Annotated in this window: 10 protein-coding genes; 3 read left to right on the plus strand and 7 right to left on the minus strand. The window is 66.1% G+C overall.

What is annotated here, in order from left to right:
* Positions 1–4: 4 nt before the first annotated feature.
* The 6 genes from HCH03_RS13625 to HCH03_RS13650 all read right to left on the minus strand — a co-directional run bounded on the left by HCH03_RS13625 (position 5) and on the right by HCH03_RS13650 (position 9,370).
* Positions 5–871 (minus strand): TIGR04282 family arsenosugar biosynthesis glycosyltransferase, encoded by an 867-nt coding sequence (locus HCH03_RS13625; RefSeq protein ID WP_221689931.1) that lies wholly within the window; start codon positions 869–871, stop codon positions 5–7.
* Positions 872–1,463: 592 nt separating this feature from the next.
* Complete coding sequence (locus tag HCH03_RS13630; protein WP_221689932.1) at positions 1,464–3,716, minus strand: molybdopterin-containing oxidoreductase family protein; 2,253 nt, start codon at positions 3,714–3,716, stop codon at positions 1,464–1,466.
* Entirely contained in the window at positions 3,716–4,669 is a 954-nt protein-coding gene (locus HCH03_RS13635) for a (Fe-S)-binding protein (protein ID WP_221689933.1), read from the minus strand. The genes HCH03_RS13630 and HCH03_RS13635 overlap by 1 nt, the downstream gene beginning before the upstream one ends.
* Before the next feature lie 213 nt (positions 4,670–4,882).
* Positions 4,883–5,863: an NrfD/PsrC family molybdoenzyme membrane anchor subunit gene (gene nrfD, locus HCH03_RS13640; RefSeq protein WP_080144745.1), complete on the minus strand. Its 981-nt coding sequence runs from the start codon at positions 5,861–5,863 to the stop codon at positions 4,883–4,885.
* The gene (locus HCH03_RS13645; RefSeq protein ID WP_080144744.1) at positions 5,863–6,441 is read right to left on the minus strand and encodes a 4Fe-4S dicluster domain-containing protein; all 579 of its coding nucleotides are present in this window, start codon (positions 6,439–6,441) and stop codon (positions 5,863–5,865) included. The genes nrfD and HCH03_RS13645 overlap by 1 nt, the downstream gene beginning before the upstream one ends.
* Before the next feature lie 28 nt (positions 6,442–6,469).
* Positions 6,470–9,370, minus strand: a complete 2,901-nt coding sequence (locus tag HCH03_RS13650; RefSeq protein ID WP_221689934.1) for a molybdopterin-dependent oxidoreductase — start codon at positions 9,368–9,370, stop codon at positions 6,470–6,472.
* Positions 9,371–10,066: 696 nt separating this feature from the next.
* Here HCH03_RS13650 and HCH03_RS13655 point away from each other — a divergent pair.
* From HCH03_RS13655 to HCH03_RS13665, 3 genes are all read left to right on the plus strand, one after another.
* Positions 10,067–11,782, plus strand: coding sequence for an MSCRAMM family protein (locus HCH03_RS13655; RefSeq protein WP_221689935.1), 1,716 nt, complete (start codon positions 10,067–10,069; stop codon positions 11,780–11,782).
* Positions 11,783–12,089: 307 nt separating this feature from the next.
* The gene (locus HCH03_RS13660) at positions 12,090–12,272 is read left to right on the plus strand and encodes a type II toxin-antitoxin system HicA family toxin (RefSeq protein WP_080144741.1); all 183 of its coding nucleotides are present in this window, start codon (positions 12,090–12,092) and stop codon (positions 12,270–12,272) included.
* 29 nt (positions 12,273–12,301) lie between these two features.
* Positions 12,302–12,754 (plus strand): helix-turn-helix domain-containing protein, encoded by a 453-nt coding sequence (locus HCH03_RS13665; protein ID WP_221689936.1) that lies wholly within the window; start codon positions 12,302–12,304, stop codon positions 12,752–12,754.
* A gap of 74 nt (positions 12,755–12,828) precedes the next feature.
* On the opposite strand, the gene HCH03_RS13670 is transcribed toward HCH03_RS13665, so the two are convergent.
* Positions 12,829–13,410 (minus strand): hypothetical protein, encoded by a 582-nt coding sequence (locus HCH03_RS13670; protein ID WP_080144739.1) that lies wholly within the window; start codon positions 13,408–13,410, stop codon positions 12,829–12,831.
* Positions 13,411–13,435: the final 25 nt, after the last annotated feature.

Here is a 13,435-nt window from a genome sequence, read left to right on the forward strand (position 1 = left end):
GGCGTTACTCCTGGTCGATGTATTGGCGCGGGTCGTGCTCGTCGTTCGGCGGCGTGGTCACCTGGATGCCCATGTAGTCGATCCAGTCGAGCACGCGCTGCGGCACGAACAGCTCGGTTTGGTACGCGGCGGCCTGCTTGATGGCGCGCATGCACGAGATGGCGTGCGCCAGGTCGGTGGCCTCGTCGATGTCGGCCACGGGAGAGAGGAACGCCGAGGGAACGTCGTTCTCCTCGAGCTTCTGCATGTAGCCGTCGAGGGCCGGGCGCCCGTCCATGTTGTAGTAGACGCCCTGATGGTCCATGGGCGTGTTGTGGCTGAAGCCCACGAGCGACGTGCCGCACTCCTGACACGGCGCCTGCACGAAGCCGGGCTTGCCGATGGACTGGAAGTAGTCGAGCCACTGGAACGCCTGCACGATGTGCGACTTCGGCATGGTGGGGATGTCGCCGCCCACGGACACGATGTGCTCGTAGCCCTGCGAGAATATCTCCTTGAACGCGTAGTCGAAATGGTCGTCGAACGTGGCGCCCTTGTCCGTGAGGTAGTGGATCTCCATGGGCCACGGGCCGATGGCGTCGTACGTCTCCTTCATGAGCTGCACGTTCTCGGCCGGCGTCGTGGACACGAAGAAGTCGTACGTGATCTTGTCGACGCTCGGGTCGGCCTCGACGGCCGCGTCGTTCATCATCTGCAGCTCCATGAGCGCGTGCATGGAAAGCTCGCTCACGTCGTACAGGCTGCGCTTGAAGAACTCCGCCGCCTGCGCAGGGCTCAAAAACCCGTTGTGCTCGGTCGTCAGCCGCGTCTTCACCATCCCCGCCACCGGGGGCTTGCTGAACAACAGCAGCGCTTGCTTCTTTTCCGCCATAGTAACGATCTCCTTCTCGTCGTTGCCCGTTCATCGTATCGTATTCGCGCGTTCGCCGCACGGGTGTATCTCGTTTTTCAGCCACCGCAGCGGACGGGACCGGTGCCATCGCGCCGGGGGTGTTTTCGGCCCCTAGCCGCTCCGTGCGCTTGCCGCGCGGCGTGCTCACTCCATAGTCGTCGCACCGGGCGATCTGGAGATCGCCCCTACGGGGACCTTTCCGCTCCTTGCCCGTTCCTGCGCTCGCCGCACGGCTCGCCTGTTCCGTAATCTCCGCGCCGGGCGATCTGGAGATCGCCCCCACGAAGTCTGCCGTCGCCGAGAACCCTTCGCCCAAAGGAAGAGCCCCAACCAAAACTCCCCCACATCAACCGATCACGCGACGGCGTTCCGCGCCCCCGCAAGCCCTTCGCGCCTCAACCGCAGCCAGCGCAGGGAGCGGGTGATCGCTGCAACGACCAGCGGGGGATGCGGGCGGGCAAGCCGCGCGCAGATTCCGCACGAGCCGAACAGCCCAGCGGGCTGTTCGTGCGAGCTCAGGACTGCCCGAGCACGGCTTGCCCGCCCGCATCCCCCGCGCCCCGCAGGTTGATCACCCGGCGCTCTCGCTCCCTGCAGGTTGTTCCCAGCTCAAAGGCTCCTCGACCTTGCGCAGAACGCAGTCGATGGCGTTGTACGACCAGGTGCCTATCATCGGTTCGCCGGGTGTGCACGACGTGAGGCAGTTCACGTTCGACTCCCACATGCCGCCGAAGTCCGGCGCCCCCGGCTCCCATTCGGGATGCCACCAGCCGTAGTCCACGTTCACCAGATCGTCGCGCATGCGCGCGGTCTCCAATATAAAGCGCGCCGAGCCGTTGTCGGTGGCGACCTCCACGCGGTCGCCCGGTTTCAAGCCCAGCCGCTCGGCCGTGGCCTCGCTCACCTCTGCCACCGGATGCGGCGACTTCGCGCGGAAAGCGGGGTTGTTGAAGTACATGGACGCGTTGTACGGCTGCTTGCGCGACCCGGTGATCAGAGGCAGGTGGACCGCTCCTTCGGCCTCGCCGGCCGCCACGAGCTCGAGCGAGCAGAGCGACACCTGCTCCGCCGGCTCGGGCAGGCGCGGCCCGCCCAGCGTCGGCAGAAACTCGCTCGCCAGCTCGATCTTGCCCGTAGTGGTGGCGAAGCCCTGCGGCCGCCCGTCGGGGCCGGGCAGCTCGTGCTTGGCGAACGCGGGCGGCTGCCAGTAGATGCCCAGCTCGCAGAACACGTCCCAATCCATGCCCGCGCGCTCGAGCTGCGCGGCGAACGCGTCTGCCAGCGTCTCCTCGGGCCAGGCGTCCTCCTGGCCCAGGCGCATTCCCAAACCGCGGAACACGTCGTAGTCGCAGCGGCGCTCGTAGTACGGCTCGACGGCGGCGGGCCCGCCGTAGCCCATGTTCGCCACGCCGCCGTGCACCTGCAGCACGGGGCGCTCGATGGCGCCGGCGGCGGGCAGCACGTAGTCGGCGATACTCGCCGTGGGCGTCATATAGTAGTCCAGCACCACCAGCAGGTCCAAGCCCATGAGGGCGTTGAACACGCGGTGCGTGTCGGCGTAGGTCAGAAGCGGGTTCGTGGCGTTCACGATGAGCGCGCGCACCGGGTACGGCTCGCCCGTCTCCATGGCGCGCAGCACGAGGTGCGGGTGCGCCGAGGTCAGGTAGCGCTCCGGCAGCGTGCGGCCCAGCTTCTCGGTGAGGGGCCGGGCGCGTGCGTAGCCGTCGTAGCACTGCAGCGGAGTGTAGGGCGTGTTCAGGCAGCGGGCGCGATGCTCGGGCGCCAGCGCATCGGTCATCTCCAGCTCCATCTCGGAGACGAAGTCGGGGCCTTCGGCCAGCACGCACGTGCCGGGCTTGTCCACGTTGCCCGTGACGGCGCGCAAACAGCAGATGGCGCGGTGCGTGGGCGCCACGTTCGCCCCCACCTGGTCCACGCCGCGGCCCGACACGAGCGCCGCGGCCCCCGCCTGCGCGAACAGGCGCGCCGCCCGCACGATGTCGTCCGCCGGCAAACCGCACACGGCCGCCACGTGCTCGGGCGTGTAGGGCTTCACGTGCTCGGCCAGCTCGTCGAAGCCGTGGCACCACGCGTCCACGAACGCATGGTCCACCAGGTCCTCATCGATGATCACGTGCAGAAAGCCCAGCGCCAGCGTGCAGTCGGTGCCCGGACGCACCGGCAGCCACAGATCGGCCACGGCCGCCACCTGCGTGCGGCGCGGGTCGATGCACACGAGCGGGGCATCGGAGCGCGCGAACGCCAAAAGCGAGCGCCAGAACGCCGAGTTGTCGGACTGCGCCGGGTTCGTGCCCCAGATGAACAGGCATTCCGTGGTTCCCGGCACGATGTCGGCCTCCACGGTCCAACCGAACGTGAGCGCGTCCATCCAGATGCGCGGGTTCCAGCATATCTGCCCGATGCCCATATTGTTCGGCGAGCCGAACAGGTTCATGAAGCGGTGCAACGGCCAGAACGACGCGTGCGGTCCGCCGATGGCGCTGGCGAGCGTCTCTGGCCCGTGCTCGGCGGCCAGCGCCCGCAGGCGGGCGGCGATGTCGTCGAGCGCCTCGTCCCAGCTCACGCGCTCCCACTCGTTGCCGCCGCGCGCGCCCACGCGGCGCAGCGGGTGGTTCACGCGGTCGGCACCGTCGAGCGCGTCCAAATTCATGCGCCAGCGACGGCAGCCGGCCAGGATGCGCTCGTCGTAAGGGTAGCGCGTGGGGTCGGGCGCCAGCTCGGTCACGCGGCCGTCCTCCACCGTGGCCAGAAAGGCGCAGCAGTAGCCGCAGTAATGGCAGTTCGTGCGCTTGGTTTCGGCCATCACGAATCCTCTCCCGCCGTCAGGGCGTCGAGGGCGGCGAACGCCCGCGACCCGCCCGTGCCTTCCACGGCCCCGAGCGCGTCATCGAACAGGAACCGCAGCTTCATGTACAGGTCGGCCCCTTCCCAGTCGATGCGCCAATCGTACAGAAGCTCCAGGTAGTGGAACACCGGCACGGACGACTGGGACACCGTGAGCTGGAACGAGCAGCTCATGCACGCCGTGACGATAGCGGCGGCCTCGACCGCCTGCGCCTCCTCGCCGTGCCGCTGGGCCATGGCGTCGGCCACGAACGGTTTGCCCGCCGCGCGCAGAAGCGAGCCGCAACAGTACGAGCGCTTGCGGATATGATCCGTCTCCACCATCAGGCCGTCGGGCAGCAGCGCGCGCAGCCCGTCGGCGAACTCGCCGGTGTCGCGGTCGGGGCAGGAATCGTGCACGCACACCTTCACGTTGGCCGGATCGAGGCCCGCCTCCCGCGCCACCATCCCGCGAGCCGCCTCGTCGTCGATGCGGTATCCCAGATCGGCCAACACGGTGGGGAGCGCCACGACCTCGATAGGCGCCGTGCGCTCGTCGGCGGCGAGCGCCGCGCGCAGCGCCATGACGCAGTTCGGGCAGGCTGCCACCACGCGCTCCACCTGCGCGGCAACCAGGCTGTCCCGCAGCTGGTCCTCGAACGAGGCGCGCACGGCGTCGCCGTCGGGCTCGTAGGACAAGATCTTGCCGCAGCACAACAGCGAAATCCCGTCGACGCGTCCGGCGTCGGCGAGCGTGTTGTAGACGGCCTGCACCAGCGGCAGCCCGTAGTTGATGAACGAGCAGCCGGGGAAGAACAGCGACGCGCAGCGGCGCGGCTCATCCGAACCGGGCGTCACGACGGCTTCGAGCTGCGGGAACCCGCAGGTGACGGTAGTGCCGGTCAAAGCGTCCTCGAACTGATACTGCTCCATGCGAATCCTCTTGCCTCCCCCTGAATCGCGCGGTTATCGCAACCGCGCGGCGAACGTCGCGCGCATCACGCGCGGACAAGCGCTTCCCTTGCCGAAAGCACCTGTCCGCGGGCGGTGCGTCCCAAACGCGGCGAGAGCCCGGCGCGAACGCCGGGCTCCGTCGCATGAGCTGCGGGCCTCATGCGAAGCCCGCAACCCGTCGAACCTCGAACCTTAGAACTGGTTGTCGCCGTACGTCCACTTGGTGATGAACTCCGCGTCGTTCTTCGCAACGCGGTTGTAGTAGCGGTTCTCGCCCGGGATCTCGGCGCGATCGTCGGTGTTGACCACCATGAAGCGCAGCAGGCAGCCGCCGCACAGCACCAGAATGGGGGCTATGAGCGTGGCCGCGGCGGAATGGCCGCCGCCGATGTACATGACCAGCGGAACAACCAGGCCCAGGCCCACCATGCCGACCCAGAACAGGCCCGCGTAGGAGCCCTTCACCCAGCGGAGGGCGGCCGCCTTGGCGGTCACGTTGCCGGCACCCGCGAAGGACAGCACCATCGTCAGCAGGACGATGAGCTCGGCGATGACCAGGACGATGTCCACCACGTGCAGGATCTCGAGCACGATCTCGGACACGACCAGGCTCTCCAGCGAGATAACGGCCGGCCAGCCGCCGATGGACAGCACGACGGCCGCGCAGCCCGTCGAAATGGCCGAGATGGTGAACAGCACGGGCAGCGCCGGGGTGGCCCAGAACGCATGCGCCTTCAGGGTGGACAGCATGATGCCGGTGTACATCATGATGCACAGGCCGAAGAAACCGGCCACGATCAGGAAGAAGTCGGCAGCGGGCTTCAGGAAGTCGGACAAGCCGGCGAAGATCGGCCACGCGTCGCCGATGAACGCCAGGAAGAACAGCAGGGCGAACACCGCGGCGATGACCAGGAACGTCGCGCCCCACTTGATGATGGACTTCGACGTGGTCCACACCCGCCAGAACACGCCCGGCTGACCGAGGTCGATGACGAGGAACACGCAGCCCACGGCCACGCAGGCCAGCGACACGAGCACGGGAAGCGCGAACACCTCGGCATAGCCCGGAACCACGAAGCTGTTGAAAATTGCGGCCAAGAACAGAATGCCGCCCGCCAAGCCGCCCAGGAACAGGTACAGGGCGATAGGCGGTTCCCAGTAATGATGCTTCATTATGCCTTACCTCCCAACTCAGGAATATAGTAGATCTGCGGATCGGTGCCGAACTCCTCGAACAGGCGCTCGGTTTTCACGGAACCGATGAGCTTGGACACTTCGCTGTTCGGATCGTCCAAGTCGCCGAAGATACGGGCTTTCTGGTGGCAGGTCTCCACGCAGTACGGCTTGGCGTCGGGATCCAGCTGGCGCTTGTCGCGGCAGAACGTGCACTTGCGCACGAAGCGGTGCATGCGGTCCTCGAGGTGGGAGGCGTCGCGCATGCCGTACGGGCAGGCGTTCACGCACACCTTGCACGACAGGCACTTCTTGGGGTCGACCCACACGGTGCCGTCCTCGTCCTGCTGGCTCGCGCCGGACGGGCAGCACGGAACGCACTCGGGGTTCTCGCAGTGCATGCACAGCAGGGGCTGCCAGCTCTTGTGGACGTTCGGCCACGTGCCCTGGGCGCCCTCGGTGACCACGGGGTTGTAGACGATGTCAAGCGGAAGCTTGTTCCACGTACGACAAGCAACCGTGCAGGAGTGACAGCCGATGCAACGACGCTGGTCGATGACCATAACGTAACGAGTCATGTATCTATCCTTTCTTCCTACTCGGTGGCTATTCTTCGACGGGCGCGTACGACATGTCGTAGTGCTTGCCCGTTGATTCGTCGACCAAATGACCGGTGGCGGCATCGTACAGCCAGCCGTAGTTGGCGTCGTGGAACGCGCCGTTGTCGGGGTCCAGCATCCAGCCGCTGTTCGGGTCGTACACGTAGGGAAGGTCGCCCAAGGTGGCGTAGCCCGCCTCGACGTTCCAGGTCAGGTTCTCGGGAACCTCGAACGGAGCGGCCTGACCAGGGTAGCAGCGCACGCCGGCCGCGAACACGATCTCTTCGCGCTCCATGGTGTACATCTTGCCGGTCTCGTCGTCCACCAAGCACTCGTTGGCGGCATCGTAGCGCCAGCCGGTGTGGGCGTCGTGGTAGCCCTTCGTGCGCGGGTTGATGAGCCAGCCCGACTCGTCCAGACGGAAGTGCGTGTCCTTCTGGTACAGGCTGTTGTTCTGCCACACCCACTCGTAGCCCTCGGGCACGGCCTCGGCCGGCTGCGGCTTCTCGAACGGGATGGGCTCGCGGGCGAGCTTCTGATCGCTCGGCATGACCGTGATGCCCGGCTCGGACGAGGAGCCCGGGATGGAGAACTGGGTGTCCTCCTTCTTGTACTCCTTGTCGTACTCGCCGCACTTGTACACCTTGCACATGAGGCCGCGGTTGGCCCACGAGCCGCCCATCGGATCGCAATGCTCGTCGTCCACCGAGGTCAGCACGTTGACGTTGGACTCAAGGCAGCCGAAGGGGTTGTCCAGGTCGGCCGAGCCGTCGCGCTCGGGGAACCACCAGCCGCGCGGCGCGAACACCACGTTGGGATGCACCTCGGGCTCCACGTTGGCGCGCATCTTGATGCGGCCGCGGCGCGTCTCGATCCAGCACCAGTCGCCGTAGGCGATGTTCAGCTTCTCGGCCAGATCCGGGTTGATGGAGAAGTACGGGTCGGGATACAGGTAGCGGATGCCCTGCATCTGGAAGTGCTCGGAGTGGTGGTACGGCATGAAGCCGCCGCCCGTGGTGAGCACGATGGGGTACTCTTCCGCCAGCTCCGGCGTGTCGATCTCGTTCTCGATGCAGCCGATGTAGGTGGGCATGCCGGGATAGCCGAGCTCGCGCAGGATGGTGGAGTTGCACTCCACCTTGCCCGACGGCGTCCAGAAGCCGCCGTTGGTCTTGAACTTGTTCTGGTGTAGCGGCGGATAGTACTGGCGATAGTAGTCGACGAAGTCATCGTAGCTCTCCACGCCGGGCAGGTTCAGGGGCTGCAGGATGTGGAAGTACGCCTCTTCCTCGGTCTCCCACGGCCAGTTGGCGGGGTCTTGGCCGCACGCCAGGCCCAGCTTGCGCCAGAACACCATGTCGGTGTGGCGGTCGTACTTGGGCTGCATCGCGCGACGGCCGCCCATGATGGAGTCGGTGGCGCCGTAGTGGGTGACGATGGTGGGACGCTCCAGCGCGCCGGCGGCCGGGAACACGTAGTCCGCGAACAGCGCCGTGGGAGTCATCCAGTAATCGACGACCACCAGGAACTCGCACTTCTTCAGCGCCGCGAGCGTCATTTTGGCGTCGCCGTAGGAGTTGATGGGGTTCGTGGCGTTCACGATGAGCGCACGCACCTGGTACGGATCGCCCGTGAGGATGGCCTTGAACACGCTGGGGCCGTGGGCCTCGCAGAACCACTCGGTGGGCAGGCTCTTGCCCCACGTGCGCTTCGCGTTGTCGGAGATGAGCTGGTAGCCGGGCCAGGAGGTCAGCTTGAACTTGTTGGAGCCGATCTGCTTCGCCTTCTGCTCTTCGGGCAGGCACTCGTTGAGCTCCATCTCCTCGTCGGTGAGGAAGCCCATCGACGGGCCGGGCATGCCGTCGCCGCCGGGAACGTCAAGGTTGCCGCAGACGGCGCGCATGAGGGCGATGGCATGGCTGCCGGTGGTGGAGGCGCGGCCGATCTGGTCCCACGTGCAGCCCCACTGGATGCAGCCGGGCGTGTTCATGGCGTACAGGCGGGCGGCTTGGCGGATCTGGTCGGCGTCGAGCCACGTGATGGGCGCGGCCCATTCCGGCGTGTACTCGGCCACGTGCTCCTGCAGCTCCTCGAAGCCGTCGCACCACTCGCCCACGAACTCCCAGTCGACCAGGCCCTCGTAGATGATGGTGTGCAGCATGGCCAGCGCGAGCGCGGCGTCGGTGCCGGGACGCAGCGGCAACCACAAGTCGGCCTTGGAAGCCGTCTCGGAGTAGCGCGGGTCCACGACCACGATCTTCAGGCCGTTCTTCTGCAGGTCGGTGTAGCCGTCCATGCCGCCCAGCGTGGAAGCGCCCGGGTTCATGCCCCAGAGGATCAGGCACTTCGCCGAGGCCAGGTCGGTCTCGAACGGCGACCAGCCGGCCACGCAGGTCTCGGCCATGAACGTGGGGATCCAGCACAAAAGCGCGTTGTGGAAGCCGTTCGGCGTGCCGAACTGGTTCAGGAAGCGGCGGCGCGCCCAGTCGTCGGTGCGCGTCGTGCCGCCCGCGGAGGCCACGGCCTCGGCGCCGCTCTCCTCTTTGATTTGGTTGAGCCGATCGGCAACCTCTTGGATCGCCTGGTCGTACGGCACCTTCTCCCATTTGCCCTCGCCCTTGGCACCCACGCGCTTCAGCGCGTGGTTGATGCGGGCGGGGTGGTTGACATGCAGCAGCGCGCTGGTACCGCGGCAGCACAGCCCGCCATGGTTCGTGTAATTAGGATCGCCCTCGATCTTGATTACGTCGCCATCCTTGACGTAGGCAAGCACGCCGCAGTTAGCATGGCAGAAATAACAGAGCGACTTGACCATCGTGACGCCGTCTTGATGGATGTCGACCTCGGTCGATACGGTGTCTGGGCTCACAAGGCCCTTGAGACCGGTCGACGTCTTGGAAATCTCCATCTACCTTCCCCTCTTCTTCTCGTCCGTTTACCTTACTTTGAGCCCGTACCGTTCGCATGATTATGCACGGAAGTTCCGCTTGGCTCGAACGCTCGCACTCGTGCGCATCATGCACGCCAGTGTATTAAACGCCCGTTCCATCCACATCACACCGGAAGTTCTAAATTCCGCGAGCGGGTAAGCCCGATGGTATTAATTGATCGGACCGCGATTTCCGCGCCGACCGCTCGTCTGGGCATCCTACCGTTCGGCGGTTCACCACCCCCTGCGCGAGCTTCGGCACAAACGTTCGCACCCCCTGCGCGAAATGACGTTGCAGCTCCTCCGACCGCTCCCGATCGACTACTGGTTGTCATCGAACCGCGCACGTCCTGAACCGTTGTTCGATGCCAACCAGTAGTAGATAGAATCGGCTATTTGATTATAGCTATGCTGAATAGAGTGTGCCACCCTAGCGGCGTGTTTTTGCGGCGAATAACACGTAAACGGGGCATGCGGCGTGTCCGTGATGGAACGGTGCAAGGTCGAGGCGACGGAAGGCCGCCAAACGCGCAAGGTTCGGACGGCGGCCGTGCAAGGTTCGGGCAAGGTTCGAGCGACGCCGGGACGGTCGGATTACGGTCGCCGGGCAAGGTTGCGGCGCTAGGATAGAGGAGGCCGGGGCAAGCCCGGCACCTCGAGTGGAAGGGGGCCGTCGTGGAACCGTCGCACGCACAGCCACGCAATCAACGAGAAACCGGTGCTGTCGAGACCGCGCACCCCCAACGTCCCCCTTCCCTGCCGATCGCGGTGCGCGCCCTGCGCGCGCTGGCCGCGGTATGCGCCCTCGCGCTGGCGCTGGCTCTGTGCGGAACCGCGCGCGCCGAGGCCGACGATGGCATTTCCGGCACGTGCTATGTGGCCTGCGTGAACGCGCATATCGACGGCGCGGAGGGCGGCAACGTGTTCGACGTGTCGTTTCCGCAGTACGGCATAACCGCCACAGGTTATTGCATTTCGGGCTCGGTCTACGGCACGCCGCTGCCGGGAACCTACCCGTTCGTCGGCGAGCCCGCCGACGACGGAGGCTACCTCATCACGGTGAACTGCCGAGGCGCCTCCATGTACGAGAACCACTACTCGCCCTTCGGCGCGCAGAACGTCGGCGGGTTCAAGATCTATCCGACCGGCGCCGTAGAAGTGGTCAAACGATCCGCCGCACCCGACGTCACGGAAGCGAACGGCTGCTACCGCCTGGACGGCGCAACGTACGGAGTCTTCGCCGACGAGGCGTGCACAACCGAGCTGCTCGCAATCGCGACCGATGCAGCGGGTCGCGCCCGCACGGCTGCAACCTTGGCGCCCGGCCGCTACTGGGTGCGCGAGAAGACGGCGCCTGCGGGCTTCGTCCTCGACGAGCGCGCCTCCCCCGTCGAGCTGACCCGCGAGCATTGCCGCACGGGCACGGCGCCCGTCGTGGCTGTCGAGGACGCTCCCCTGCTCGCCCCCGCCGACGTGCTGGCGGCGAAGATCGACCGCGAGACGGGCGCGGCCGAGCCCCTCGGCGACGCGAGCCTGGCGGGCGCCCTCTTCGCCGTCGAGCATTACGCGGGTCGCTTCGACTCGCTCGCGGAGGTGGCCGCGGCAGGCGTGCGCCCCACCCGCGCCTGGACCGTCGTCACCGACGAACGAGGGCGCGCCTCAGTCGGGAAAGACGAGCTTTTCTCCGACGGAGGCGACGGCCGCGGCCTGCCGCTCGGCACCGTGATCGTGCGCGAAGTGCGGCCGCCCGTCGGCTACCTGCCGCCCGAACCCTCCGTGTTCGTGCGTACCGTCGAGGTCGCTCCCGACGCGCCGGGCACGGCCGCGTTCCACGCCCCCGTCGTGGCCGAGCAGGTGGTGCGCGGCGACGTGGCGCTGTTCAAGTTCGGCGTAGCAGACGGAACGGACGGCAACGTCCCAGGCGGGGACGCGCCCGCAAGCGGCTACGAGGACGCCGACGCCCCAAGAAAGCCGCTGGCAGACGTGGCGTTCGACGTGGTGCTGGCCTCGACCGGCCAGACGGTTGCCTGCATCGTCACCGACGAGAACGGCCGGGCCTCCACCGCCGACCTGCACGACGGCGCCAAGGACGGCGCCCTGCCCTACGGAACCTACGAGGTGCGCGAGGATCCGGCCACCACCCCGCCGGGCTACCGCGCCGCCGAGCCCTTCACCGTGCAGGTGGACGAGAACGGCCGCACCTCTTTCTACGAAGTGGAGAACTATCTGGTGCGCGCCTCCGAAGCGCCGGCAAGCGGGCACGGGGCCGAAGGCTCGGCGCTCGCCGAGACGGGCGACGCCCTCGGCATGATGCCTCGCTGGACGGCGCTCGCTGCAGCGATCGGCGCCGCGCTCGCCGCAGCGGCCGCGAAGCGCGGCCGGCGCCCGTAAGGAGCGCATCGGAAAGCGACCATCCCACATCAAAAAACACCCGAGATGCGCATGCGGCGGTCGCGCTGTAGGGCCTGTATCAAAAGTCGTCAGAATACGCGTTTCTCGTAGTCGCCCCGTAGGGCAAGGGCTCTGCCCTTGCCGTCTACCTGAGGAAACGTCGCTTGCCGAGCGGCAAGGGCAGAGCCCTTGCCCTACGCGACGAGCGAAAACGACGCTTTTGATACAGCCCCTACGGGCCTGTCGCAATCGATCGACCAACTTGATTAATTCTTAATTATAGTTTATAATTTTTGAAAGGACGATCATGGTAAAGAGACGCGACCTTGTCAAGGAAGTCGAGGCCCAAGGGTTGAAGAACTACGGTGGAGCCGACCACGACGTTTTCAAAAAACCCGGCTTCCAAACGTCAATCCCACGACATCGGGAAATCGATGAAGGGCTGGCGAGAGCAATCAGAAAGCAGGCGGGAATCGAGAAACGGCCTTGACCCTGCCAAAAACACGAAAGGAACCGCCCATGCTGTATGTGTACGAGTTCGAACTGTTCGAAGGAGAAGACGGCTGGATTCTCGCGTTCCCGTTCGATTTCGATGGAGGAACCCAAGGGGCCGATCTGGCCGAAGCTGCAGCTATGGCAGCCGATTGGCTGAAGCTTGAAATCGAGCATCGCCTCATGCACGGCGAGGACATTCCCGAGGCCACCCTCGGTCATGAGCCTACGCGCGAAGACGGCCGCGTTCTTCTCGTAGCCGTGGAGGCGGGCCTCGACACCATCCCCGCAGTCACCGCGTCCGAAGCAGCCGAGCTTTTGGGCGTATCCCGCGCGCGCGTGTCTCAAATGCTTAAAGCCGACCTTCTCGAAGGCTTCCGCAAGGGTCGCGACTCGTTCATCACGCGCTACAGCGTGGATGCGCGCCTGCGCGAGAAGCCGAAGGCGGGACGCCCGAAAAAGTCCGCGAAGACGTCCTAGCCGCCAATCCCCGCAGGGGCGGGCTGCTGCCCGCCCCTGCGAACGGTTCCCGGCATCGCTTCGGAAACGCAGCCCTACCAGGGGGTCGAGCAGTCGCATCCCGTGCGGATCTGGCCCTTGCCGTCGGCGCGGCGCTTCAGTTGGTCGATCTCCCAACGCTCGAAGATGAGCGCACGGTGCGCGCGGTACACGTCGAACGCGCCCTCGAGCTCGATGCCCGCGCACGTGAACGAGCCGTTGATGGCGCCGTAGAACTCCGCGGCCTTCTCGTTGAAGCCGTTCTCGCGGAACAGGTAGATGCTCGCCGCATGGCTGCGACCGGAAAGCGGGATGAGCAGCTCGTTGCCGCCCCCTTTCAGGAAAACGCCCTTGTTGTCCAGCGTCACGTTCCTCAACGCGCGTTCCGCCTCGAACCGGTCGGCCCACAGCTCCTTGTTCATCTTCGCCCAGTACGCCCAGGCGTTCTCGAAGCGGCAGGCATCGTCGTCGTAGATGGACTTGAAGAAGCCTCGGCAGTCCTGCGCCTGCTCAAGGTGCTTCTTGAATTGGGGCCATACGTCGCCGGCAATGCTCGCCAACGAAAGCAACTCGCGATAGTCCTTCGCCTGCGATGCGGGCACCGCTTTTACCTGCTCCTTCAGTTCCTCGTACTTCATATCGCTCCTTCACGCCGCCGGGATC

The organism is Gordonibacter massiliensis (ex Traore et al. 2017) (assembly GCF_019731765.1).
Lineage (GTDB): Bacteria > Actinomycetota > Coriobacteriia > Coriobacteriales > Eggerthellaceae > Gordonibacter > Gordonibacter massiliensis.

What these genes read in the sequence shown, in the direction of transcription:
- HCH03_RS13625 (WP_221689931.1), bottom strand. Translation starts at nt 871, where the DNA reads ATGGCGGAAAAGAAGCAAGCGCTGCTGTTGTTCAGCAAGCCCCCGGTG.
- HCH03_RS13630 (WP_221689932.1), bottom strand. Translation starts at nt 3,716, where the DNA reads ATGGCCGAAACCAAGCGCACGAACTGCCATTACTGCGGCTACTGCTGC.
- HCH03_RS13635 (WP_221689933.1), bottom strand. Translation starts at nt 4,669, where the DNA reads ATGGAGCAGTATCAGTTCGAGGACGCTTTGACCGGCACTACCGTCACC.
- nrfD (WP_080144745.1), bottom strand. Translation starts at nt 5,863, where the DNA reads ATGAAGCATCATTACTGGGAACCGCCTATCGCCCTGTACCTGTTCCTG.
- HCH03_RS13645 (WP_080144744.1), bottom strand. Translation starts at nt 6,441, where the DNA reads ATGACTCGTTACGTTATGGTCATCGACCAGCGTCGTTGCATCGGCTGT.
- HCH03_RS13650 (WP_221689934.1), bottom strand. Translation starts at nt 9,370, where the DNA reads ATGGAGATTTCCAAGACGTCGACCGGTCTCAAGGGCCTTGTGAGCCCA.
- HCH03_RS13660 (WP_080144741.1), top strand. Translation starts at nt 12,090, where the DNA reads ATGGTAAAGAGACGCGACCTTGTCAAGGAAGTCGAGGCCCAAGGGTTG.
- HCH03_RS13665 (WP_221689936.1), top strand. Translation starts at nt 12,302, where the DNA reads ATGCTGTATGTGTACGAGTTCGAACTGTTCGAAGGAGAAGACGGCTGG.
- HCH03_RS13670 (WP_080144739.1), bottom strand. Translation starts at nt 13,410, where the DNA reads ATGAAGTACGAGGAACTGAAGGAGCAGGTAAAAGCGGTGCCCGCATCG.